The organism is Brevundimonas sp., from assembly GCF_029945885.1.
Classification (GTDB): domain Bacteria; phylum Pseudomonadota; class Alphaproteobacteria; order Caulobacterales; family Caulobacteraceae; genus Brevundimonas.
In genome coordinates, this window is sequence record NZ_JAQSDK010000002.1 from 198,178 (window position 1) to 221,104 (window position 22,927).

General features: G+C 65.1%; 20 protein-coding genes. 11 read left to right on the top strand and 9 right to left on the bottom strand.

Going from position 1 to position 22,927, the window contains the following annotated elements; all coding sequences use genetic code 11:
• The first annotated feature begins 81 nt into the window (after window positions 1-81).
• The 5 genes from PSV00_RS01430 to PSV00_RS01450 all read left to right on the top strand — a co-directional run bounded on the left by PSV00_RS01430 (window position 82) and on the right by PSV00_RS01450 (window position 4,460).
• The gene (locus tag PSV00_RS01430) at window positions 82-447 is read left to right on the top strand and encodes a hypothetical protein (protein WP_300443931.1); all 366 of its coding nucleotides are present in this window, start codon (window positions 82-84) and stop codon (window positions 445-447) included.
• A 49-nt stretch (window positions 448-496) separates the two neighbouring features.
• The gene (locus PSV00_RS01435) at window positions 497-916 is read left to right on the top strand and encodes a single-stranded DNA-binding protein (RefSeq protein ID WP_300443934.1); all 420 of its coding nucleotides are present in this window, start codon (window positions 497-499) and stop codon (window positions 914-916) included.
• 128 nt (window positions 917-1,044) lie between these two features.
• Window positions 1,045-1,500 carry a GcrA family cell cycle regulator gene (locus tag PSV00_RS01440; protein WP_300443935.1) on the top strand — a complete coding sequence of 152 codons (456 nt, stop codon included), beginning with the start codon at window positions 1,045-1,047 and terminating at the stop codon, window positions 1,498-1,500.
• Between the two features lie 452 nt (window positions 1,501-1,952).
• Window positions 1,953-2,888, top strand: coding sequence for a DUF2493 domain-containing protein (locus PSV00_RS01445; protein WP_300443936.1), 936 nt, complete (start codon window positions 1,953-1,955; stop codon window positions 2,886-2,888).
• A 333-nt stretch (window positions 2,889-3,221) separates the two neighbouring features.
• On the top strand, window positions 3,222-4,460 hold the full coding sequence (locus tag PSV00_RS01450; RefSeq protein ID WP_300443938.1) for a DUF3363 domain-containing protein: 1,239 nt from the start codon (window positions 3,222-3,224) through the stop codon (window positions 4,458-4,460).
• A 128-nt stretch (window positions 4,461-4,588) separates the two neighbouring features.
• On the opposite strand, the gene PSV00_RS01455 is transcribed toward PSV00_RS01450, so the two are convergent.
• From PSV00_RS01455 to PSV00_RS01465, 3 genes are read right to left on the bottom strand one after another with little or no spacing between them, the layout of a single operon-like run.
• Window positions 4,589-5,989, bottom strand: a complete 1,401-nt coding sequence (locus PSV00_RS01455; protein WP_300443940.1) for an exonuclease domain-containing protein — start codon at window positions 5,987-5,989, stop codon at window positions 4,589-4,591.
• A gap of 11 nt (window positions 5,990-6,000) precedes the next feature.
• On the bottom strand, window positions 6,001-6,519 hold the full coding sequence (locus PSV00_RS01460; RefSeq protein WP_300443942.1) for an ImmA/IrrE family metallo-endopeptidase: 519 nt from the start codon (window positions 6,517-6,519) through the stop codon (window positions 6,001-6,003).
• A complete protein-coding gene (locus PSV00_RS01465; RefSeq protein WP_300443945.1) occupies window positions 6,516-6,851 on the bottom strand; it encodes a helix-turn-helix transcriptional regulator in 336 nt (111 codons plus the stop codon). The genes PSV00_RS01460 and PSV00_RS01465 overlap by 4 nt, the downstream gene beginning before the upstream one ends.
• Window positions 6,852-7,263: 412 nt before the next feature.
• Here PSV00_RS01465 and PSV00_RS01470 point away from each other — a divergent pair, with 412 nt between their 5' ends.
• From PSV00_RS01470 to PSV00_RS01485, 4 genes are all read left to right on the top strand, one after another.
• Complete coding sequence (locus tag PSV00_RS01470; RefSeq protein ID WP_300443947.1) at window positions 7,264-9,003, top strand: ThiF family adenylyltransferase; 1,740 nt, start codon at window positions 7,264-7,266, stop codon at window positions 9,001-9,003.
• 20 nt (window positions 9,004-9,023) lie between these two features.
• Complete coding sequence (locus PSV00_RS01475) at window positions 9,024-9,506, top strand: Mov34/MPN/PAD-1 family protein (protein ID WP_300443948.1); 483 nt, start codon at window positions 9,024-9,026, stop codon at window positions 9,504-9,506.
• A gap of 110 nt (window positions 9,507-9,616) precedes the next feature.
• Entirely contained in the window at window positions 9,617-10,456 is an 840-nt protein-coding gene (locus PSV00_RS01480) for a hypothetical protein (RefSeq protein WP_300443951.1), read from the top strand.
• 1,056 nt (window positions 10,457-11,512) lie between these two features.
• Window positions 11,513-11,782, top strand: a complete 270-nt coding sequence (locus PSV00_RS01485; RefSeq protein WP_300443954.1) for a hypothetical protein — start codon at window positions 11,513-11,515, stop codon at window positions 11,780-11,782.
• 57 nt (window positions 11,783-11,839) lie between these two features.
• Here PSV00_RS01485 and PSV00_RS01490 read toward each other — a convergent pair whose 3' ends face one another.
• Window positions 11,840-12,214 carry a hypothetical protein gene (locus PSV00_RS01490; RefSeq protein ID WP_300443956.1) on the bottom strand — a complete coding sequence of 125 codons (375 nt, stop codon included), beginning with the start codon at window positions 12,212-12,214 and terminating at the stop codon, window positions 11,840-11,842.
• A 797-nt stretch (window positions 12,215-13,011) separates the two neighbouring features.
• Here PSV00_RS01490 and PSV00_RS01495 point away from each other — a divergent pair.
• Window positions 13,012-14,034, top strand: a complete 1,023-nt coding sequence (locus tag PSV00_RS01495) for an IS110 family transposase (RefSeq protein WP_300443958.1) — start codon at window positions 13,012-13,014, stop codon at window positions 14,032-14,034.
• Between the two features lie 334 nt (window positions 14,035-14,368).
• Here PSV00_RS01495 and PSV00_RS01500 read toward each other — a convergent pair whose 3' ends face one another.
• From PSV00_RS01500 to PSV00_RS01520, 5 genes are all read right to left on the bottom strand, one after another.
• Complete coding sequence (locus PSV00_RS01500) at window positions 14,369-14,833, bottom strand: hypothetical protein (protein ID WP_300443960.1); 465 nt, start codon at window positions 14,831-14,833, stop codon at window positions 14,369-14,371.
• A gap of 165 nt (window positions 14,834-14,998) precedes the next feature.
• Window positions 14,999-15,868 (bottom strand): hypothetical protein, encoded by an 870-nt coding sequence (locus PSV00_RS01505; RefSeq protein ID WP_300443962.1) that lies wholly within the window; start codon window positions 15,866-15,868, stop codon window positions 14,999-15,001.
• A gap of 46 nt (window positions 15,869-15,914) precedes the next feature.
• Complete coding sequence (locus PSV00_RS01510; protein WP_300443964.1) at window positions 15,915-18,110, bottom strand: DEAD/DEAH box helicase; 2,196 nt, start codon at window positions 18,108-18,110, stop codon at window positions 15,915-15,917.
• 1 nt (window position 18,111) lies between these two features.
• Entirely contained in the window at window positions 18,112-19,425 is a 1,314-nt protein-coding gene (locus PSV00_RS01515) for an ATP-binding protein (protein ID WP_300443967.1), read from the bottom strand.
• Complete coding sequence (locus tag PSV00_RS01520) at window positions 19,422-21,944, bottom strand: TerB N-terminal domain-containing protein (RefSeq protein ID WP_300443969.1); 2,523 nt, start codon at window positions 21,942-21,944, stop codon at window positions 19,422-19,424. The genes PSV00_RS01515 and PSV00_RS01520 overlap by 4 nt, the downstream gene beginning before the upstream one ends.
• Before the next feature lie 158 nt (window positions 21,945-22,102).
• Here PSV00_RS01520 and PSV00_RS01525 point away from each other — a divergent pair, with 158 nt between their 5' ends.
• On the top strand, window positions 22,103-22,879 hold the full coding sequence (locus PSV00_RS01525) for a TerB family tellurite resistance protein (RefSeq protein WP_300443972.1): 777 nt from the start codon (window positions 22,103-22,105) through the stop codon (window positions 22,877-22,879).
• The last annotated feature ends 48 nt before the right edge of the window (window positions 22,880-22,927 follow it).

Consider the following 22,927-nt stretch of genomic DNA (forward strand, 5'->3'; position numbering starts at 1 on the left):
AGACGGGAGGAAGGGAGGATGAGGGTGAAGCGGGATCGGGGAGATCGGCTCGCCGGCGCTTCGGATCAACAGGAGACTGACATGCAGACCATGGTGTTCACCGGCCGACTGGCGGCCGACCCCCAGATCAGCCCGGACTTCGCCAAGGCGGTGTTCCGGCTGCTCGAGAAACGCGGCGTCGACGCCGCCGGCAAGGACCGGCTCGTCGGGGTCAATTGCGTCAGCTGGTCCAGGGGCCTCAATGAGAAGGTCATCGCCCGCGGTCTGGCCCAGGGCTGCGAAGCCGTCGTCGTCGGCGCCTTCATCGATACGGCCTATGCGGCCAAGGACGGGACCGAACGCACCGCCAAGGAACTGGTGGTGAACCGGCTGACCGTCCTCGACTGGGCCGAGGACCGCGAGGCCGCAGGGCTCGAGGCGTCCGAAGACGGCCGCGCCGCCGCCTGACCTCGCGACCCTTCATTTCCCGCAAGCTTCAATTTCAAGGAGACTGACCATGCAGACCCTCACTCTCGAAGGCTATCTGGCCGCCGACCCGTCCATCCTGTCGGCCCAGGGCTCAGGCAAGAAGCGCGCGAGCTTTCGCGTGCTGGAGACCACCCGTTTTCGCAAGGCTGACGGCACGCCCGGCGAACGCACCACCGGCTTCAACTGCATCTGCTTCAACGAGGCGACCACCGAGAAATACATCGAGGCCTACGCCCGCAAGGGCAGCCGCGTCGTCATCCAGGGTCATGTCGAGAATGACACCTGGACCGGCAAGAACGGGGTCGAACACTACGACCTGCGCCTGATCGTCGGCGACATCCGGCTGAAGAACCGGCGCACCCGACCCCCGGTGGACGACAGTCCCGCCGAAGGGCAGGTGCAGGAGCCGGCGAGCGGCTATGATCTGAATGACGACATCCCGTTCTGACTGGACGGCGAGAGAGACGGAACGGCCCGGCGCACGTGCGTCGGGCCGTTTTCCTGTGCGAAGCCGGAGGAGAAGGCGAGGGCGAACGGGGGCGAGCCGATGGGGCTCGTTGGCACCGGAGTTCCGCCATGACCGCCTCCGCCTGGACTGAAGACCGTATCGACCGCCTCAGAACCCTTTGGATCGCAGGCCGGAGCGCGGCCCGGATCGCGCGCGAACTGGACCACGGCATCACCCGTAGCGCCGTCCTCGGCAAGGTCTACAGACTGGGCCTGTCTGCGGGCCGCCCGCCTCCGCCGAAAGCCGTCGTCCCGCGCGTCGCACGGCGCAGGGACCGTCGCCCGTTAACCACGGCCGTTTTGCGGGCGGCATCGACGTCGCTCCCTGACCATGGATTGGCTACGATCCTCTCGGTGCGGCGCTGCGAATGCCGCTGGCCCTATGGCGACCCGAAGGTTGAAGGTTTCAGCCTGTGTGGACGTCCGGTCGCGCGGGGGGCCTTCTGCGGCGCGCACGCGGCTGTCGCCTATCGATCCGAGCGACAGACGCCGGAGAGCCTGGAGACGCTCGCGGGGCTGCGTTGAGGCGCGGGTCTCCGGCCGGTTTGGCGGTGAAGAAATCAGTGACTGTTTCAACGGCGGCCTCGATGAGGTCGCCGTTTTGTCTTCGGCCGGGGTCGAAGGCTCCAGGACCGGTGGTCGAGGGGTTGGGGTCCGGTCGGTGTCGGCATCGATGCATGCCCAGACGTGCGACGTCGGCGGCGGACCGCCGACGAGTCCGGCGAAGTTCGATGTCCGGTCGTCCGTATCGGCGCGACGGCACCGAGTTGTGTCCTCGCCCGAAGGCGGGCGAGGACTTGCCCCCACACAACGCCCTCCGATTTTGTCACACCACCCCGGAAGTCAACGGCTGCGCCGTTCCCCTCCACGGACAGCCAAGCGGCTATCCGCTCCGGTGACTGCCGGGGACCCCGATGTGGCCAAAACCGGGGTCGTTGCGCATGGGGCGCTTCGACATCTTTCAAAGGATGTTCCCGATGCAAGCCTTTCCCTCACCCTTCCTCGCCAAATCAGACTCCGCCTTCGACGACCTGTCGGCCTCGCTCGGCGATCCCCGTCCGCATCCCACGGAGGAGGCCCTGATCCAGCTCGGGCGCGCGCTCATGACCGAGCTTGTGGACGTGATCTCCGACACGGCCCTGGAGGACTTCCAGACGATCCTCGGAGAAGCCCTGATCGGCGCCTTCCATTCGGCGGCCGGACGGATCGAGCGCAGTGCGGACCGGGCGCGCGATACGATGCGCAGCCTCGACCGCGACTTCGACGGATCGGAGGCGGCCGACACCGAGCTTCAGGAAGCGACGGCCCGGGCCCGGGCCGGGGATACGGCGACCCGAGCGACGGAGTTGATCCGGGACGCCGCCGCCGAAACCTGGACCATCGCGACCGGCGAGGTCTGGACGGCCTGGCGTGGCAGCCGGCGGGGCACGCATCTGACGGCGGCCCAGCTGGAAGCCAAACAGGCCATCCGCGCAATCAGGAACCGCAGGGCGGGGGACGCCGATCCGGACGGACCGGTGGTCGCCTTCCGGGGCGCGCCGACGGCCGACACCTCGGATGACGCCGGGCGGATCTTCGACGCCTTGAACTGGGCATTGAAGGAGTGGCCCGACATGGCGCTCGCGACGACCGGGGCGAAGGGGTCGGAGAAGCTGGCGATCAAATGGTCCCGGCAGAAGGGGGTGAAGCTGATCCTCGCCCGGGCCGATTTCGACACCCATGGCAAGGCCGCGCCTTTCCGGGCCAACGACGAACTGATCGCGCTCGAGCCGACCTGCTGCCTGACCCTGGTCCATTCCCTGGATCGGGCCCGTTCGGAGGACAGCCGGCCGTTTGGACCGGCGCTCAACCTCGGACAGAAGGCGATGGAGTCCGGGCTGCGGCACGTCTCCATCAAGGCGCGCGCGGCATGATCGCCTGGAACTGACCTCAACGACCCGCTCGGCTTCGGCCGGGCGGGTTTTTGTTTGTCGTCCGGGCGCTCCCTGCGCTCCGGGACCACGCTTCGGGGGTGTCAAATCGATAGACCGGGGAGGCGATGACGGGGTGTGCTCGGCTGTGCGAACGGTTGATGGTGATGTCCGGAAATCTGCGAAAAGGGGCCTAGGGCAAGATAAAAGAGGGTGTTTGGCGGTCCGGCTTTTTTGTATCCTGTCCATAGGTTAGCGGCGCATCCGGGGGTGATGGACGACTTGCGGTGAGTTGTCGTCTTCGGACGACGTCGGCGGCCTGGTCGGAGGCGTCGAATGCTGATCCGTGAAGCCATCCAGTCCCGTCTTTCGTCGGGTGCCACGCAGGAGCCGGAGGCGGTCCAGGTGCGTCTGCCGCTGTCCCTCAAACCCGACCGGGTCAACGTCCGCACCGGCCTGATGCGGCGGCTGGCGAGCTCGCGCGCCTTCGCCCTCGGGGACCGGTCAGGGGTGCTCAGGGCGGCACAGGGGCGCTCGGGCAGAGCCTTCCGGCTGGACGTTCGCCAGCGGGTCATCGTCAAAGCCCTGGTGTCCCGGCACATCGGCAAGGGTGCCGAGCGGGCGGCGGCTTTGGCGGCGCATGTGAGCTATCTCGGACGCCCGGGGGCCGGGGTCGAAGGCGCGCGGCCCGAGTTCTTCGACCGGGAGACGGACGGCGTCCAGCCGGCGATCGAGACCGGGGGCTGGAGCGAGGACCGGCACCATTTCCGCTTTATCATCTCGCCCGAGCACGGCGACCGGATCGAGGACCTGAAGGGCTATGTCCGCGAGGTCATGGGGCGGGTGTCGGCGGATCTGGGAGAGCCGAATCTGAAATGGGTGGCGACCTGCCATTACGACACTGATCAGCCGCACGCCCATGTGCTCGTGCGAGGGCGGCGGGGAGATGGAAGGGACCTGGTCATACCGCGCGACTATATCGGCTACGGCTTCCGGGCGCGGGCGCAGGAGGTGGCGCAGGAGCGGCTCGGGGATCTGTCGCGGGTGGAGGCGGAACGGCGCATCTGGAAGGAGACCGGGGCGGACCGGTTCACCGGCTTCGACCGGCGGCTGCTGTCGGCGGCGGATGCGAACGGGACGGTCGAGGATGGCGTGGGCGTCAACGACGCCTGGGCGGCGCTGACCCGGGGACGGCTGCGGCATCTGGAGGGGCTGGGGCTCGCTGTTCGGACAGGGCGGCGCTACCGGCTCGACGGGGAGATGGAGACGAAGCTGAGGACGCTGCAGGCGCGGCGGGACATCATCCGGACGCTGAACCAGCGACGGCTGGAGGGGGCGAGGGAGGTGCGGCCGCTCGGGACGGAGCGAGTGCGCGGGGTGGTGGTGAAGAGCGGGTTTCACGACGAGGCCGGTGCGGCGCCGTTTGTGGTGGTGAAGGATGCGGGCGGGGTCGAACACTATGCGCGGATGAGGGCGGGAGACGCCGCGAGGGTGGGGAGCCGGATTGTGCTGGCGCCGATGTCGAACGGGCTGGCGCAGGTGGTCGCCGGGCGGGGCGGGGATCTGGGTCGTTAGGGTGCTTCTTGACCCATTGGGGCCTAAGGAGAGTCTGCTGTCCGATGTTCCGTAGGATATTCGGCGGAGGTAGTGCGAGTCCGCATTCCCTTACGAGCCCCGCCTATTCTGACAGTCTAACCCTCGTCTCAGACCGGTTCCGCCAAGTATCGCTGAACCTTGGCGATGCGCGCCTTCAGCCAAACCTCGTAGCCGCTCATCAGCTCCTGAACGCCATCGTTGGCGAGAAGATTTTCTCTTGCGGATGCCAAGGCAGCAGGCAGCGTAAGCGGGCCTCCCCGATCGACGAGAAGCCGCTCGGCCAAGTCGCGATCGGCGTCGTGGCGGTCGGCCTCACTAAAAGCGGACCGATATTCCGCATGTAATAGGCGGCGACTGAAGACTTGAACGCGTGAATCTGTAAAGCGGTCGATCAGACGTCGTCGATCCGCCTTACCCACTTTGTGAAAGTCGGCCATCAAGGCTTGGTCGGCGTCGTCCGGGAAACCGTTGTAGAGCTGAAGTTCGACGTGGGGCGATGGATCGCGCGAGGCCCAGTGCGCCGCCTGAATCGCCGCCAGTCTTGTCCCAAAATCCGAATTCTCGCGGAGCCAATCGGCCCGCTGCTCGGCCTCCCCGACGTCGCCGGGATTCCAGGCGGGCGGCGCATCCCAAGTCATGGCAATCGCCGGTCCGGCGTTGATCCTCAGACGTCGCAGCGGTCCGTCCGGTCGCGCGACCAGATCGATCAGCGCGTCTTCGGAATGTGACGCAGCCTCAACGGGATCCACGCCGAGGTCCCAGCACAGGCGGCCATTGGGATTGCCGGTCTCCCGGGCGACGCAGGTGACGTGCCGGTGCGTGGCTTGGAAGCCGAAAAACTCGGTCAGAACAAACACCGGCTCGGATTCGACGAGATCGTTGACCGCAGTCTTGTTGGCCGTGCGGATGAACCGGCTCCAGATTTCCGGTGCACCATCCGCCACTCGCCGGCAGAGCGCCAGCGTCGTTTCCGCGTCGGTCAGGGCGTCGTGCGCAGGCCCCAGATCGATCCCGTTGGCGGTGGCCACGGCCTCGAGGCGGAAGGTGGGGCGGCCGTTTTCGCCAGCGGCCAGCGTCAGGCAGGGCGTCGCGTCCGCGCAGGCGGCGAGCACGATGTGCATTGCGTCGGCGCGGCCGCAACCAGGCGTCGAGGTCAAATAGGCGGGAAAAAGGGACTGGAACAGAGCGTGCCGAAGCATCTCCTCGTCGAAGCGGATCGAGTTATAGCCGACATAGATCGCCTTCCCCCACTGGCCCAGTCGCCAACGGAGGTCACACACCATCTCGTAGTGCGAGGGGAGGGCGGGGTCTGTGAGCCGTTCGATCGAGAGCCGGTTCGACAACATCGCCTTGGGATGCGGGATCACGTGGGGCTGGATCCGGCAGCGCAGGTCGAAGCGATCGAGTTCGTTGAGCTCGGCGTCGGTGAGGATGGCCGCGAACTGGACGATCTGGTCGAACCCCTTCTTCAGGCCCGTCGTTTCGGTGTCGTAGAAGACGAAGCTCATCGTGGCCTCCCTCACGCCATCAGGCGATATCGCACCATGGACGCGCTGACCCGGAACCGTCTGGCGAGGGAGTCGATCTTGTCGTCGTCATCGAGGTCGATCCCGCCCGCGTCGATCAGGCCCTCGAGCAGGAACTGCGGGATCAGCAGTTCCGAGGCGAAGGCATTGGCCTCGACTTCCCGCCAGTCGACGCCCTGGCTGGCGAGGGGGCCCCGCATGAGCATCGGGAATTTCCGGTCCACATGGACCTCGGCCGACAGAATGTCGGCGTGAAGCCGATGGTGGGCGAACTCGTGCGCCAGGGTGAAGCGCTGCCGGTTCGGATGATGCAGCGCATTGACGCCGATGATGGCGACCCCGTCCTTGATGAAGGCCATGCCGGACAGTTCGTCCGCGAGCGGCGCGTGCTGAAGGACGACGCCGCTCGCGCGTATGATGCGCTCGACGGGAACTGGTGCGGAGCGGACGCCGGCGTTCGTCACGACCTCACGGGCCTCGTCCCGAGCGCGAACGATATCCGGCCGCGTCATGAGCGAGGCTTGCCTGCGGCCACGGCGCTCGCGATCAGGCTTGAGATCTGGGCCCGTGCGGCGGGGCTGACCGCGTCGGATAGTGCGAACGCTTGATCTTCGAGGGAGCTCGGCCTTGTCGGGGGCAGCAGGTCGGTGAGCTGAAGCCCCAGAGCAGCCGCGAGGTCGATCGCCTGATGCAAGAGAACGCTCTGGCGACCCCGCTCGATGTTGGCGATTGAGGCCCGGGAGAGTCCGACGCGTTCGGCCAAGCGCGCCTGCGTCATCCGGATTTGGTCGCGGCGGACGGCAACTGCGGCGCCGAACGATTCATATCGGGGGTCTGGCATCATGGCTCGATGTTTGGTTTGCGCCGCGGGTGGTGTCAATGCGGCAAACAAGATGTGATTATCACAAACGTGGTAAAGTTTGTGTTGACGTCATTCGTGGTTTGCCCGATGATCCTCTCTGCTGGGTCTCCCCCGGGGGTCCGAGTTCGGATGCGCGCTGGCGCGATCCGATTGCCCCCACGGATCTCAACGAGGACCCTATGCCGAACAACGACAAGCCCGACCGCCCGGACCAGCCGGGCCGCCCTGACGATCCGGGCCGCCCGGACAACCCCGGTAACCCTGGCGGGCCCGGTCGCCCCGACCATCCGGAACACCCGGATGTCCCGCCCGGTCCTCCCAGTCACACGCCGGGTCGCCCCGACGGCCCGCCGACGCCCAGCCACCCGCCTTCGCATCGGCCAGTGGGCTGACGATGGCTGGTCCGGAGCAGCGCGAGAGCGACCTCGACTGGTGGCGTCGCGACCCGGCGCTGCTCCAGGTTGAGCTCGAGGCCTTCGACGCCCACGGCGCGGAGGCCTCGATTCTTTTCCAGGAGTACGGCAGCCTGATCCTGGCTGTGCGGTGGCCGACGGAGCGGGGCGCGCTGGACCTGCGAGTGGGCTACTGCCCCACCCACCCTTGCGGCCGCCCTTCCGTCGCGACTGCCGATCTCACACTGTCCCGCCACCAGGACCCCTTCAGCGGGACCCTGTGCCTGCTGACCCAGGAAACCGGGCAGTGGCTTTCCGGAGAGACGGCCGCTGACCTGATCGCCGCCCAGCTTCCGCGGGCGATCGAGGCCTCCGGGGCGCATGAGGGCGGGCGGGCCGCAGAGGCGGCGGGGCTTGAAGAACACGCCCCCGATCCGCTCACCACCTATTTCTCGCACCAGTGTGATCGGGACTCGGTCGTGCTCTATGATGCGGACATCCGGGTGCCGTCGGGCGATTGGGGCCCGGCCGGCTTTACAGTTCGCGACCGGCCCACCGGCGGCGTCGAGATCATTCTCAGAACCCTGAAGCCCACTCGTGGCCTGTGGATGGCGAACCCCTTCGAGCCGTGGCCGGAGACGAGCCCCGTTTCCGCAGCCGCCGGCCGTTGGGTGCGCCTGCGGCCGCAGGCGACCGCCGATCTCGAGAGCCTGGCGAAGCAGGCAGCCGCCATCATCGCCCGCGACGAGACGGGACCGAGGTCCAAGGCGTCGCGCGGGGGGACGGCGAAAGCACCCGGAACGCCTGAGTTGACCGTCATCCTCTTCGACGAGGAGGTGGAGTACGGCCGCCAAGGGCCCGCCTGTCTGTTTTTGTTCCGGGGCCCGGATGCCAAGCTCGCTCTCCTGCGCGGCCACAGGATCGCGCCCGATCTGCTCGCGCGATCACCGGTATCCGCCGGTCTGCGCGTGAAGCAGGCCTTGCTCGTCGGTGCCGGGGCGATCGGCGGCTTCGTCGCGCTCGAACTGGTGCGGGCCGGCCTGGGGCGGCTCGACGTCACGGACGGGGATTGCGTCGAACCCGGCAACAGCGTCCGCTGGGCCTTGGGCCGGGAATACTGGGGACGCCCCAAGGCGCACGCCTTGGCCGATCACGCCATGCGCCACTATCCGATGAGCCAGGTGCACGGTTACTTGGGCCGGGTCGGCGGCGCTCTGAACAATCCCGACTATGTGCGCGAACTTGGCGGACATCCGCTGGAATGGCTGCGCGAACGGGTGCTGGCGGCCGATGTCGTGCTCGACGCCACCGCCTCGGTGGAGTGTCAGATGTTCCTGCAGTGGTTCTGCCGCAGGCACGGTAGGCCGTATATCTTCGGACACGCCACCCAAGGAGCGGTGGGCGGAGTCGTCGCGCGGTTCGACGTCGATGGATCCGCGTGCCGGGGATGTCTGGGCGAACACTGGACCGATGGAACGCTGCCTGAGCCTGTGGAGGACCCGGCTGGCGTTCTGACGCCCGTCGGCTGCAATCAGCCGACCTTCACCGGCGGGGCCTTCGACCTTCAGGAGGTGTCGATGGAGATGGTCCGGACCGCCTTGGGCGCCCTCGTTCCGGACCTCTACCCCCGCGGCGGCAACGGTCTTGGGGTCGTCGACCTTGAGATTAACGGGCGGCGGGCCGCGCCCCGCTGGACGGTTTCGGACATTCCGTCCCATCCCCGCTGCGGCTGCGCCCGATGAGGCTTTGGATCGCAGAACCGGTGCTAGACGAGATCACGCGGCTCGCCGACGCGTTCGCGCCCCTCGAAACCGGAGGCGTGCTGGTGGGCTGGCGCAGCGGGGGCGATCGCGTCGTCGCGGCCGCCCTGGGCCCGGGGCCCCGCGCCCTGCATGGCCATCATATGTTCATCCCTCACGATGCTTGGCAGATCGCCGCCATCGACCGACTGTTCGCTCTGTCCGGGGGCGACCTTGACTATCTTGGCGACTGGCACACTCACCCCGATGGCATAGCGGCGATGAGCGCCCTCGACCGCAAGACCCTGCGCAAGCTCGGCCGCAAGACGGCGGACGCTGTCATGGCGATCGCTGCGCCGGAGCAGGGGCGGTGGCGATTGGCCGCGTGGCGGCAGCCCCGGGGCGGATGGCTGGATCGCCCGGAGGCGGAAGGCTGCGAGATGGTTCCTTTCGCTCCAGGTGCGCAGGCCGCTGACTGGGCCCGTTTGGCGCATGTTCTTGAGTAAGTCCGGTTGTCGGAAAGCGGCTACTAAATGTGGCGCACCGCCGGGAAACCTGCCCCATATATTGCGTTCTTGTTGTGTTCCAGCTATCATCTCGCTTGATGGGAGGACCCATGTCCATCTTCCTACTTCACCTGCGAAGCCGGATAAATCTCGATCACGTCGAGACCGATCTCGACGACTTGGAGCAGCGAATCTTCCCGGACGCTCACTACGTCCTCAGTCGAGAGGGGGCCGTCGCCAACTACCTCGTCGTCCTGGACCAGGACCCCGCCGATTTTTACGCCTTTATCCTCAGTCACACGGAGGGGCTATTGGTTGACCAAGTGTCATTGGTGGAGGTCGGCGGACTCGCCGCGGGCTTTGAACACGGTTGCGATGGTCGGCCCGCGACCGACTTCTGTGGCGAGTGGCATTCCCGACGGAACGACGAGAGCTTTCAGCAGGAAGAAATCCGAGTTCGTACGGGGGTGCAGAAGTGGCTGCATCGGCACCGACAGGGCCAACAATCCTATGGACAGGCTACCGGGCTCTTTCTCTACCTTAATCAGGATCTGCCGGAAACGTCCGGATGGCTTGATCGCCTGCGCAATGCATTGGGATCTTCGTGTCGCCCACATATGCGGGATCGCAGGACGATCCTGCTAACCTGGAGTGCCCCGTCCCCGCCTGTCACAATCATCAAGTCAGCCAAAGTCAAACGCTACCTCGATGAGCGGATTCACACTGCGCTGTGTTTTGCCCTAGGCGGCCGGGAACGTCACACGGCCGGTGCCTTGCAGTCGGTCTTTCCGACAGAGCCCGCAATCAGGCACCAAGACGGCGGGGATGGCCAAGTTCGGCTGACGCCAACTCTCATCGCTTCACGAAAGTACGCACCGTACAACGCGCGACTGGAGCCCGCACTTGAAGCGCTGCGAAAGGCGCGGCGGGCACGGAACGAATACAGGTGATTCTGGATCAACTACGATTGGGATGTCCGCTATCCGGACGTCAGCCAATGTCGCTAACTGGCGCATCTCGGAGATTGCTCCCGAACCGCCGCGTCTGACTCAAAGCAGACCTAAGGAGAGTCCGCTTTTCGGAATGAAGGGGGCGGGCTCATCTGGTCGCCCGAAAGCAGACACTCCTGGAGTCCGCTACGGGGGGGAAGCGGACGTTGGACGCTGGTCCGAAGCTAACCCTGTCGGCTGCGTCCTCGCATGACACTCCGGGCCAACATCGCCGCCGCGCCAGTCACAGGCAGGTAGGCGAGGAAAGTGAACCCCAGCCCTATTCCCAACGTTGAAGTCACCCCGCGCCAAGCAATCCAACAGCCCGCATAAATCGACACCGAAATCAGCCAAGCGAGTAGCCACACCCACTCCGGAGGTAGTCTCCGGAGAACCAGAGCGCAAAGAACCGAGATCGCGACAGGCAGGGGCAAATAGATCGAAAACCCGACCTCCCGATCCATCGGATTGCTGAAAAACCAGTGGGGCGTCAGAAAGCTGACGATCAGGATCGTGCCCACCACGCCGAGGGTCGCGAGGAACTTGGTCCTCGCTGCGTGCCGGTGTTTCGAGCCGTGCGAGTTCACGATGTGCCTCTGGGCAGCAATGGTCCTTAGTTTGAATAGCCCATGGGCCAAGGTGTCGGCTATGGGTCGGGAGCCGCCAGTCGCGCAAAGGCCGTTTGCTGCCGTCGAGCAAGGCGCATTAGGGTGGTCCTGCATGGACCGATATTCTCCTAAGACGTTCGTAGACGCAGCACGGGCTGCCTTTCCGGTAATCAACCGGGACGCGGCTGAGGAGGCCATTCGTTGTCTACAGTCGTGGGTGGACGACACCTGCCGTCAGCGATCAACGGGGTTCGACGTTCTGGGACAGAGCGTTCAACTACCCACCCGCCTTCACTTCCAGAACCCGCCGTCAGAGGAGGGGTGGCTTTCCAGCCTGCCTCCGCCGGCCCTGTGTCTAGTCTCGCGTGCAACTGACGGCTTTCTACGCCAGCGCGCAGCTAAGGCGATTGTGAACATCAAATCCGAACGGGCACCTCCCTTCGTCGCGGCACTACTGGGCGACTATGTCGTCGAGATCGCCGATGTCATCGCTGAGGCTGTCCCGGGTTTCGATCAGGCTCTGTATGCAAACTTCGTCCGTGAAAACCGGACAGCCGTTCGCGCGATCCGCGCGCAGGCAACGAGCTATTGGGCCGCGTATTATCGGGACCGTTTTCCAGAGAAGCGGGATTATCCCGCTCTCAGGGCACTCCACGAAATGGAGACGTGGGCGGCCTGACTGGGACGTCCGCTTTGGGTCGGGAGCAGACTGTCGCGTGGGGGCGGTTAGCGGACTCTAGAGGAAGCGGATCGTCGGCCTCTCAAAACAGACCACCTCAACGCATTCCTGCGCGGTCGCAATCAAGCAAGAAAAGGTCGGTTCGGGCTCCGAGGAGCGAACGTGTTTTCGATACTCCTCAACATAAGGCGCGTTCTCGCTCATGAAGACGCCCATCCCACCCTCGGGTGTGCTGAGCATTGGTTCACCTTCGTAGGCTTGTAGATATTGCCAGAAGTCGCTTTCGGCATATGAGCGGAAGGCTCTGGGTGGATCAAACTGAACCTCGAAATGTGGATCGCCGTCCACGGCGAGCGTCACGACCAACGACCCAACATCATACCGAACGGAGTGGAGGAAGAAGTTGGGAACTCGCTGTGGTACCTCGGTCATCCCCGAGCATCTCCCACGTCCGTAATGTCCGCAATGGGTCGGGAGCGGCCAAAGGCATCGAACCGAAAAGCGGACGTTCTCAGGCTCAGGCGGCATGGCTGAATGTCGTGTTTCCGGCGCTCAGCCAATGCCCGCTTGTGGCGCTGTGCCGACGCTCTTGGCCGACCGACAGCAACCTTAGGCGTCGGGTAACGCAGTTTCGATATAGCCATCGATATGTCGGACGCTGGCAATACGTACCCAGGCGCTCTCGCCAGCCCGAGTGAGGTGCTTCAGCTGGCTACAGAGTACCATGAAGCCGCTCAGCTCCTAGCGACGCGCGGGCGCAGGGACAGCCGATCTCACGGGCACCCTATCGGCTGACAGCAATCCACGCCGTGGAACTCTACCTCAATGCCTTTTTGCTGCACTCGGGTCTCGAGCACGCCCGCGTCCGGGGGCTTCAGCATGACCTAGCAGCGCGAACCGAATTGTCGCTGAAGTGCGGCCTGCAGCTGAGGAAGAGAACCGCGACACACCTCAGAACTATGGCTGCCGCCCGCGAGTACCTCGTATCTCGGTACGGGCCGGAGCTCTCATCTTCTCTTTCGCAGCTTAATCGCCTGTCCGCGACGCTTAGTGAGGTTGCCGGCAAGGTCGGCCCGATCGTTTCCAGTCCTCAGGACCGTCGAGGGACCAAGGGGCCGGCAGCGTGAACGTCTGATCTGGGGCAACGGGACGATGTCCGCTCTTGATGCTGTGGACGGCTCTCCAACCCACCGGCAGCGTTAGCTTCCGGTCAGAGCTGGAGGAGAGCCATGGGACAGGTAGTCACGATTGGATTGGACATCGCGAAGTCGGTGTTTCAGGTGCACGGCATCGACGCTGAAGGCGGCGTTGTCATTCGACAGAAGCTGACGAGAGCGCGGCTTCTGAAGTTTTTCGGCAAGCTTGGGCCCTGCCTGGTCGGAATCGAGGCTTGCGGAACATCGCATCATTGGGCGCGCGAGTTGATTGGGCTCGGCCACGACGTAAGGCTGATGCCGCCGAGCTATGTGAAGCCCTACGTGAAGCGCCAGAAGAACGACATGGCCGACGCGGAGGCGATCTGTGAGGCCGTCAGCCGGCCAACCATGAGGTTCGTGCCGGTGAAATCCCCCGAGCAGCAAAGCGTCATGGTGGTCCACCGCACGCGATCGATCCTGATCCGCCAGCGGACCCAGGTGTCCAATGCGATCCGCAGTCATATGGCGGAGTTCGGGATGGCGGCCGCGATCGGTCGCCAAGGCCTGCAGACGCTGATCGAAGTCGTGGAGGATATGGCGGATCCACGCGTTCCGCCCGAGGCACGGGGCTGCCTGACCATGCTGGTTGCTCAGCTGCGGCTGTTGAACGAGCAGATTCTGGAAGGGGACCGACTGATCAGAATCAATGCACGGTCGACCGAGGTCGGCCGCCGACTGATGGAGATTCCGGGCGTAGGCCCGCTTCTGGCCAGCGCGCTTGTCGGTACGATCGCCGATCCAAAGGCCTTCAAGACCGGCCGAAATCTGGCGGCCTGGATCGGCCTCGTCCCACGACAAAACTCCAGCGGTGGCAAGGAGCGGCTCGGCGGGATCACCAAGCAGGGCGATCGCTACTTGCGACAGATGCTGGTCGTCGGTGCCTTGGCTGTCGTGCGCTACGCCGTGCGGAACGGCACGCGCCGGCCGTGGCTGGTCCAACTGCTGGCACGACGAACGCCGAAGGTTGCAGCCGTCGCGCTCGCCAACAAGACCGCCCGGATCGTCTGGGCGATCATGACCTCCGGCGAACGCTACAGGGAGCCGCTGGCGGCATAGAGATCAGGCTGAGGCGGGAGTGCCGCGGCTGACGAGCTTGGGAAGGGCGAACAGGATGTAATGCGACAGCCGGTCGATACCGGAAGGCGGGAAAACCCATTTGCGCCAGAGCGCTTCGAGCGCGTGCTTTTGGTCGGGACCCATCTTCGCGGAAGGCATTATGGCCAGCGGTCATGCGTACCGCACCAACAGGTCGAACACATGGCCGCACCGACCAGACTTAGCAGAACGTCACTTCGCCCTTGCCAACGGGGAGCCGTCCACACATGGCGCGGTGCCGCCGTCGGGCCGGAGGCCCACTGAAGTGCCAAGGGCGAACGAAACTACTGGCCGGTTAGTCTAGGCGGACCAATCGATCTGCTGACGCGACAGAAGCGTCGGCTGCGAGCACCTTCGATAGCGGTACACGCTTCGTGCCGGTGAAGCCGACCGGCAATAGTTCGCGGATCGGAGCCTCGGGGCCGTTGTAAGCGACGGTGCCGGTGGCGTTAGCAAAGTTGAGCCGGAGGAAGATCAGGTGATCTGCGATGCCTTCACCGGGTGTGAAGGCCGGGCCTTTCGTTGGAAGTCCTGTCGCTTTGACCTGCACGGACCGCCCGTCGACCGCATGACCATCGACCCCTGGCGTGCGGCGTACGCATAGAGTTAGTCCGAAGAGTTCAGCGGCGATGACTTCCCCGAGGTCGCCTACCAACTTGCCGTCGAGGGTGAAGTCGAGCCCAGTGGCCTCATAGTGGTGCTTGAGCCGGTTGTGAGCTTCAACGAAGTCGGTGACGGCCTGCACCATATGGAATGTCATTTTATCCCCATTTGACCGGTAATCTTACCGTGGGACGGTGACGCGGGCCTCCCTTCGTCCATATGCTGTCAGCAACCGACCCGCAATTTCTACGAGGCTGCTTTCGGGCGCAGACTCAATGTCTGCAAATGGCGCACTGGTGACGAGGCGGAACAGGTTGCCAACTCAGCGTTGGATTTCTGGCGTCCCCGGGAAAGCGTGGCGGAGCTCGGAGCCGACATAAGCGCCCCAATTCCGAAGTACCTGCCTTGCGCTGATCGAAACTCGCTGGAGACGCTGGTCGTCGCTGACGACGCCGCTGAAAAACGTCCCCATGGCAGCCACCTGCAAGTCCACGACGTCGTTCACGCGTCGCTCCAGTGATTGGGCCGTCTGCCGTCCTGATTGCACCCAGATTACGTAGTAGATCGTGACGCAGAGCGAATAGCGAAAGGCGAACATTTTCGCCGCCTCGCCGAAGGTCATCGGTGAACGCCGGTCGGGCTGTTGGTTCGTCACGATGAATTCGCGCACGGTCTCCTTAAGGAGCTCCAGTAGTTTGCCTCGCGTCGTGTCGGTGACGTCCCGACCGGTCCGTAGCTGTACGATCTCATCGGCGCGAAAGTCCTTCGCCGCGTCGACGAGGCCGGCGATCATGTGCTCGACCTCAGCCGTGAGGAGTGCGTGGCGTCGCGCATGATCCTGCTCCATCGCCGCCATGCGGAGCGTCAGGCCCAAGCCTGTCGGCTGGGATTGTATGTCCTGGCTGAGCGCGCGAACCTGATCGGTTATAGGAATATCCACAAGTCGGGGGACATCCGCGACGCGCGTGATCCGTTCCTCCAGGATTTCGTGAGTTGGACGCAGGACGAGAGTCTGCGCGGGAAAAAGCGAGACGATCCGCAACGATCCGCGCGCGGTGGCAAGCGCGTTTTTCTTCAGCATCTCAGTCAGCGTCAGGTCGCTAAGGGCGATGAGGTTTTCTGGACTCGACGAGAGATAGCCCACGAGATTGGGGCTCCGCAGCGCGTTCGAGTCCGCCAGCAAGATTGCCACGCCACACTCCCGTCTCTTCGCGCCTGTTGTCGCAGGCCCTCGCGGATTAGACCGGCCAAGTTTGCGAGATGGCCGCGATGGCCGGAAGCTCATCACAATAGTCGGCGTGCCTTCTCGCCCAGAGCCTTTGCAGTAGGCTTGTCGGCGCCAGATGATCATATTTCGCGCTCTGCAGGTTCTCGACAAACTCGCTGAGCGCTTCAGCCGAAGGCGAACGATCAAGCTGCATAAGCAGGCTTCGCGTTTCCTCTGCCGTCGTGTCCGCCAAGGTGACGCCGAGATCGTGCGCTTCGCAGCCGATGCCCGCAGCCGTCAGCGCGACGGCGACCACATTGTTCATCGCGGTCCCGCGCCATAGCAGCACATGAGTGTCGCCCCCCGACCTGACGAGGCCCGTGCGTTCAAGATCCAGGTCCGCAAAGGCTTCTCTTCCCTGGGCGAGGAAGGTCAGAGACTGGGCGTCCAACCACTCCGGCATGTCGGCGTCCATATAAACCTTGCGCATTTCCTCAAGGATGCGGTCGTCGAGCGGTTCGTTCGACTGACGGTCGAATTTGGGCAGGCGTCCGCTTGGATGGGGGGCGACCGACAAGAGGCGAGCCCGATCGTCGACATCGACTACCCGCCATCGCCGGCCGGCGAAGGCAAGCAGACTGCCGGTCGCCAGCACATTGGAAATCGGAATCTGACCGAGGGGCCGCGCGCCGTGAAGCAGCTTCCATTCCTGGTCCGTATCGAACACCGCATAGAATTCGCGCGCCGACGTCAGGGCCTCGCCCTCGGGTCCGAGCATGATCAGGCCGTCCGGCGACTGCTCGATCACGGCCAGTCGCGGCGTGGCGAGATGGCGGAGCAGTTCGATGAAGTCGGCGATCTCGATCGATGACAATGGGCCCTGCTCGCAGAGAATCCGGTATAAGCCGTCCGGCTTGACGCCCCCTCGCTCGACGATGACCGACAGGAGCTGATGGATCAGGACGGTGACCACCGCCGGATCCGATCGTGGCGACTCCAGGAAGCGGGCCAGCAGGAGTCGCACCACCGCGACCGCCCTGACGGTCTGGGGACGTAGGCGATCCAGGGGGTCTAGGGCGCGCCCCAGATGCCGCTCGCGCGTATAGAGGCGAAGGATGGCCGGGGCTCCGGCGCGGCGCCCGCTGCGCCCGAGCCGCTGGCGCAGGCCAGTCAAGGATCGGGGTGCGCCGATCTGGGCCACGCTCTTCACAGACCCGAGGTCGATTCCGAGCTCCAGCGTCGTCGTCGCCACGCCAGTCGTGGGCAGCGAGCCAGCCTTCAGGCGGCGCTCCAGTTCCTCGCGGAGTTCCTTGGAAAGGCTCCCGTGGTGGGGGAAGAACTCGTTGGGCACGCCCGCCTGCTCTGATCGACTCAGAAGCCGGTTTGACAGGGCCTCGACCGTTCTGCGCGAGCCGCCGAAGACCAGATGGTTGTCGCCTCGCAGCGTCTCGAACAGGTGGTCGGAAATGACGTCCAGGGCCTGCGGTGCCTCGCCCTCCAGGGCGTCGGTCCCGGGATCGCTTTCGGGCGGCTCCTCATAGCCCCGAACCTGCAGGCGAAGCTCCGGAGACCCGGAGGTTTCGGCGACGCGATCAACGGTGTCGGGCGCTTTCGGGTTCATCCATGTCGCGGCGAAGGCCATATCCCCGAGAGTTGCCGAAAGGCCGATCCGACGCACCCGGCGGCCGATCAGCAGGTCGATCCGCCGCAACAGGCTTGCGAGATGGAGACCGCGCGGACCTTGCAGGAATGCATGCAGTTCATCGATGATGATCGCGTCGAGTCCCGCGAACAGTCGCTCGGCGTCCCGTGTCCGACGCAGAAACAGCGCTTCTATGGATTCGGGCGTAATCAGCACCACCCCCGCAGGCGATTTCATGATTCGCGCCTTGGGGCCGGCGGGCGCGTCGCCATGCCATTTCGCAACCGGCAGTTCGAGCCGCTCGGACAACAGCTCCAGTCGCCTATGCTGGTCGTTGATCAGCGCCTTGAGCGGACTGACGTACAGGACGGAGAGGCCCGGGGCTTCCCGTTCCGCGGCCCGTGTGAGGAGGGGCAGGAACACCGCTTCGGTTTTCCCCGCGGCTGTCGAGGCGGAGATGAGCACGTCCCGGTCATGTCCCAGGACCGCCTCGATGCCGTTCACCTGGACAGGACGGAGCTCGGACCAACCCTGTTCCCGAACCCATTTGCGGACCTGCGGATGCAGCCGGTCAAACGTGTCCATCCTAGAGCCGCAGGGTCGCCAGGCCGTCATCCGTCGCTTCGTCGGCCACCTCGTGATCGCGGGCACCCTCGGCGTCATTGGCCACGTCCACACCGCCGATCAGCTCGCTCCAGCCCTGTCCCGGGTTCTGTTCAAGCACGGCGAGAAGTTGGACGAAGGCCTTGATGGTGTTCCGGGGCGTCCGGAAATAGGCCTCGCCGATCCGTTTGTTGCAGTGGGTCATGAATAGCGGCAGCGCTTCGTCCGGAACGAGGTGGCGGGCTGGATCGCCTTGGGAGAAGACGTTGCGGATGTTGGCGAGCAGCACGAGCAGGTCTTCCGGCGTCAGGCTTTGCAGGCGAACAACGGGGCCGGAGAGATCGATGAGTCCCTGGCCGGCAAAGGCGTTCTCCATGAGGCGGGACTGGAGCGCCTCGTAGCTATAGAGCCCGCGGCGTGAGTCCATGAGGAACTCGGGCGTGCCGCCGAACACGAACCCGATCCCGGAGGCGCTGCCTTGCAGGCCGTCGTTCACGATGCGCAGGATCTGTTCGAAATTCTGGTTTCGCGCCTGGGCGCTCTGCAGCTTGTAGAGATTGACCATCTCGTCAAAGACCACGACCAGACCTGCATATCCGGCGAGCCGGACGAAGGCGGCGAGCAGCTTCAGGCTGTCGTAAACATCTCCGTCGTCGATGATGTTGCGCACACCCAACGCCTGCCGCGCCTCGGTCTTCGTCGAATACTCGCCTCTTAGCCAGCGAAGGGCCGCCCCGGTCAGGCCGGCGTCGTCGGTCTCGCTGCCGCGCCAGTAGGCCTTGAGCACGGCCGCATAGTCATATCCTCCGACATGCACCTGAAGGGCGGCGAGCCGTGCGTCGATGGCGGCCTCCACCGCCGTCCCCCTTTCTTCCGAGTCGCGCACGCATTCGGTGATGAATTTCTCGACGACCGTGGCGAGCGCGCCGCCGTCCGGCTTGGTCCGCGTCGCCAGATTGCGAACCGCCTCGGCATAAAGCCCCCTGGCCTGTCCGGCGGTCGCGTGAATTCGGCGATCGGGCGCGAGGTCGGCGTGGATCGTCACGCACTTGCGCTCCAGCGCGATGAGCCTCACCAGGTTGAGGAAGAAGGTCTTGCCCGCGCCGTACTCGCCGATGACGAAGCGCACCGCGGATCCCCCGTCCGCGATGCGGTCGATGTCGCGCACCAGCGCGCCCACCTCTCCGGCTCGCCCGACCTGGATGTGGGCGAGACCCGTCCGCGGCACGACACCCGCCGCCAGGGCCTGGAGAATGGTGTCGCGGTCGCGCGTCTTGAGCGGGGCTGTGGTGGTCATGCTGCGTTCTCCAGGGCGCTCAGCCGATCCCGGAGGTGGCTGGCCGGATAGATGTCGTCGTCTTCCTCGAGGAGAGCTTCGTCGAATATCTCGAAGGCCCATTCGTTGATCGTCTCGAGCGCGCCGCCGGGCAGGAGTTTGAGGTCACGAGCCCGGGCCGCGAAGGCGTCCTGATCCAGCCGACCGGCCGTCAGGATGGCCGACAGAAGGTCGGCATGCCGCGCGTCGAGACCCTCGAACCGTGAGCTGGACGTCGCCACAGCCCGCGTCGGCACCGCGTCCACCGGGTCCTCGATGAAGATGCTCGTGAGGAGGGCGGACACCTGCGACGTCTCCTCCCGAATCCGCGCCAGGCGGGTCGCATCGAAAGCGACGACCGCGTCAGCTTCGGGCGGAAGCGGGACGCCGGCCGCGCATTCCGCGGCGGCCACAGTGACCGGTTCATCCGCGCGCCCTGTTCCCCGGTGCAGTGCGGCGTAGGCCTCGTCCTGGGGCAGGCCCAGCGCCTTGTGGAGCTTTTCGAGAAAGCGCACCTCGACCGGCAAGACGCGACCGTCGGCCAGGACCGTGGAGACGGCGGCCTGGGTCGCCGCGCGCGTGGCTTTCGCGGGGAGGGCACCGAGACGCTTCAGCGCGGCCTGGAGACGGGGCGGGTCACGGCTAAGCCACAAGGCATGGGCCGAGAGGCGCCGCAGCTCGTCGATGGAGAGCTCCGGAAGCGCGGAGAGGTCTGTTGCGACCTGGTCGAGTTCGGCAGGAACGACCTCGCCGTCCGAAGCCGCGGCGAGAAGCGCGATCTCGACCAGGGTGCGCGCCGCGATGAATGTCGCGCTGGTCTGGGCGGGGGCACCCGTTGGGCCCTTGAAGAGAACGAGGGTGCCGTCGCGGTTCAGGGACGCTTCGGTGTGGCGGCGATCGGGTTCGAAGGCGAACCCGAGGCGATCCAGCAGCCCGGCGATATGACGTTGCAGTGTGACGGGCAGCTTGTCGTCGCCGTCTTCAATCTCAAGAAGGGCCAGAACCTCGCGCGTGCGCGCGCTGGACATCTGTGCGTCGCCGAGCAGCCGGTTCATAGCGGCCCGGACAGCCCCGACCCTTTCGCCGAAACGCAGATCGACTGTATCCGAGGGCAGGCAGAGGGCTCCCTCGAGCGTGTCCCTGGCATCCGGCCGTTTCAGCAAGAGGCGGCTCAGTGCGTCGAGTTCAGATTGCCAGCTCAGCAACAGATCACGTAGGCGGGTGACCGGCTGCGTCAGGGCTGCGATGTCGGGCAGGTCGCCGATGGACAGATTGACCTGGAACTCGCTGCTCGCCGCGCGATACTGGGCGCTCAGCGGGCGCTTCGGGGCCCGGACCTTGATCCCTTCGGGATAGAGTTGGGCAAACCGATGCCGCCAGAGCTCGGTCAGCTCTGGAAAACAGCGGCGGCCCGTCGCTCCCAGATAGGTGTCGGGCATGCCGAGGATCCAGAGGAGGCAATCGTCCGCCTGGAGCGCCTCTCCGGTTGCCAGCTTTCCGCCGAGATAACGGCGGACCGACAGCGGCATCTCCCAGTCGCCGGCCCGGAGGTCTGGGGAGAGTTCTGGGGCCTGCGCCGCTGCGCTGCGGACCAGTCTCGCGGCCGTCAGTAGTCGATTCGCATAGCCGTGGAAGGAATTGTTGTCCTGGTATTGCGCGTAGAGGCGTTCGACTTCGGCGATGATGACGTCGAGTTCGGCGCGGGCGTTGTCGACGAACAGACGGCGTTCGAGTCCGTAGAAGAAGATGAAGACATAGCCGATCCCCACCCTCGTCGTGCGCCCGCCGGCCAGCCAATCCAGATAGGTGCGGCGGCCCCCGGGCGACAAGGCATGATAGGAGGGCCAGTACGACAGGGCGATGCCGAGTTGGTCCTCTCCGGTCAGCCCTACTCGAGCCGTCGGATCCACACGGTCTCGCGGCGTGTCATATGAGCGTGTGGGGCCGACGTAGATCATCGGGGAGGCGATCCTGACGCCGCCGATCTCTATGGGCTCAGCCGATCCGTACCAGCGCGGCCGGACACTATCGGGCCTGGGGAAGTTCGCCGACGGCGGTTGTTCAATTCCGATTGCGTCGATCTGATTGGCCCGGTCCGGCCCCGGCGATGGCGATATCGAATGAACGTCCATTGCCGGCGGGGCCACTGCGGCGCCGCTCTGGAGCGCCCGCGCGTGGTCCAGCACTCGATCAACGGTGTCGAATCGCCGATGCCTGCAGAAGAATCCCTGCGATGTGCGCTTGATCCCGTAGTGCTCGACAAGCCGAAGGTCGTCCGCCGACAACCCTGCCATCCAGGCGTCCAGGTCAACAACGGCTTCAGACGCCTGTGAGGACGCCGGATCGGAGGGGACCGAGAGATCTATCGTCAGTCGCGCGGTTTCGAGACGCGACGGCGCGGCTGGACGTGACGCAGAGCGCGCGGCCCTGCGGCTGGCTCCCCGCAGGTTCAACCAGACGACCAGGGCGGCTAGCGCCGATACCCAGAACCAGAAACCCATGCCACCCCCGCAGGATGGTCAGACTACTATCTGTGAGTGTGGCGATCCACTCCAAACAGTTCCGTGGCTCCAGAGGTCTTGGTGGACCCCACGAGTCCCGGGATGCACTAGACTCTCGTCATGCGCGCAGCTTAGCTGCTGATGGAAGGGGCGCTGTCATGACCACACTGACCATGGACCATTTTCTTACGGCCAAAGCCGGGCTCAGGCGCAACCTCACTCAGTCGCGCGCCGAACGGCTCGGACGGCCGATCAAGGGGCATGAGTTCGACGATCACGGGATGTACGTCGAGGTCGATGATCCGCCAGCCCCGCCGATGGCGTTTCACCTGATCTATTCGGACGCCCGGAATGCCCTGTCGGGACGGTGCGTGACGTTGAACAGCCTCAAGCATGAGGTCACGGACGTCAGGCTGACAGGCTACTGTTATATGCGCTCGGCGATGAGAATGTTCATGGCGTCACGGGTGGTCGAGGCGACCGACCTGGCGACCGGCGAAGTGCACGAGGACGGTCTCGAATTCTTCCGCGAGCATCCGCTTCTGAAAATGATGACGGCGAGCGAGGTCGCCGCGAGATCGCCCGAACTCCTCGCGCTGCAGGATTGCCGGGACGAGATCATCATTCTCAGCTTCGTCGGCGCATCTGACGGCGACTTCGACGAGGACGAACGGGAGCAGGTCGTCAGACACGTCATGCTGAGATCGGACGAACCGCTTCATGAACCCACGATCCGCAAGCGCGTAGCGTCTATCGTGCCGGATGAGCGGGCGTTCGAGCGCGCCTTGAATCGATTATGCGCCGGAGAAGGCGACCCCACCGCCCTCATGCGGTCGATGCGGCGCGTGATCGATGCGGACGGCGAGGTCGATGCCGAAGAGGTGGCGTTCGCGTCCGAGGTTCAGGCGCGACTGCGGGCTGCGGGGCGGCTCTAGATACGGGCAACGCCATTGTCGCCTGTTGTGACGCTCGCCGACGGTCCT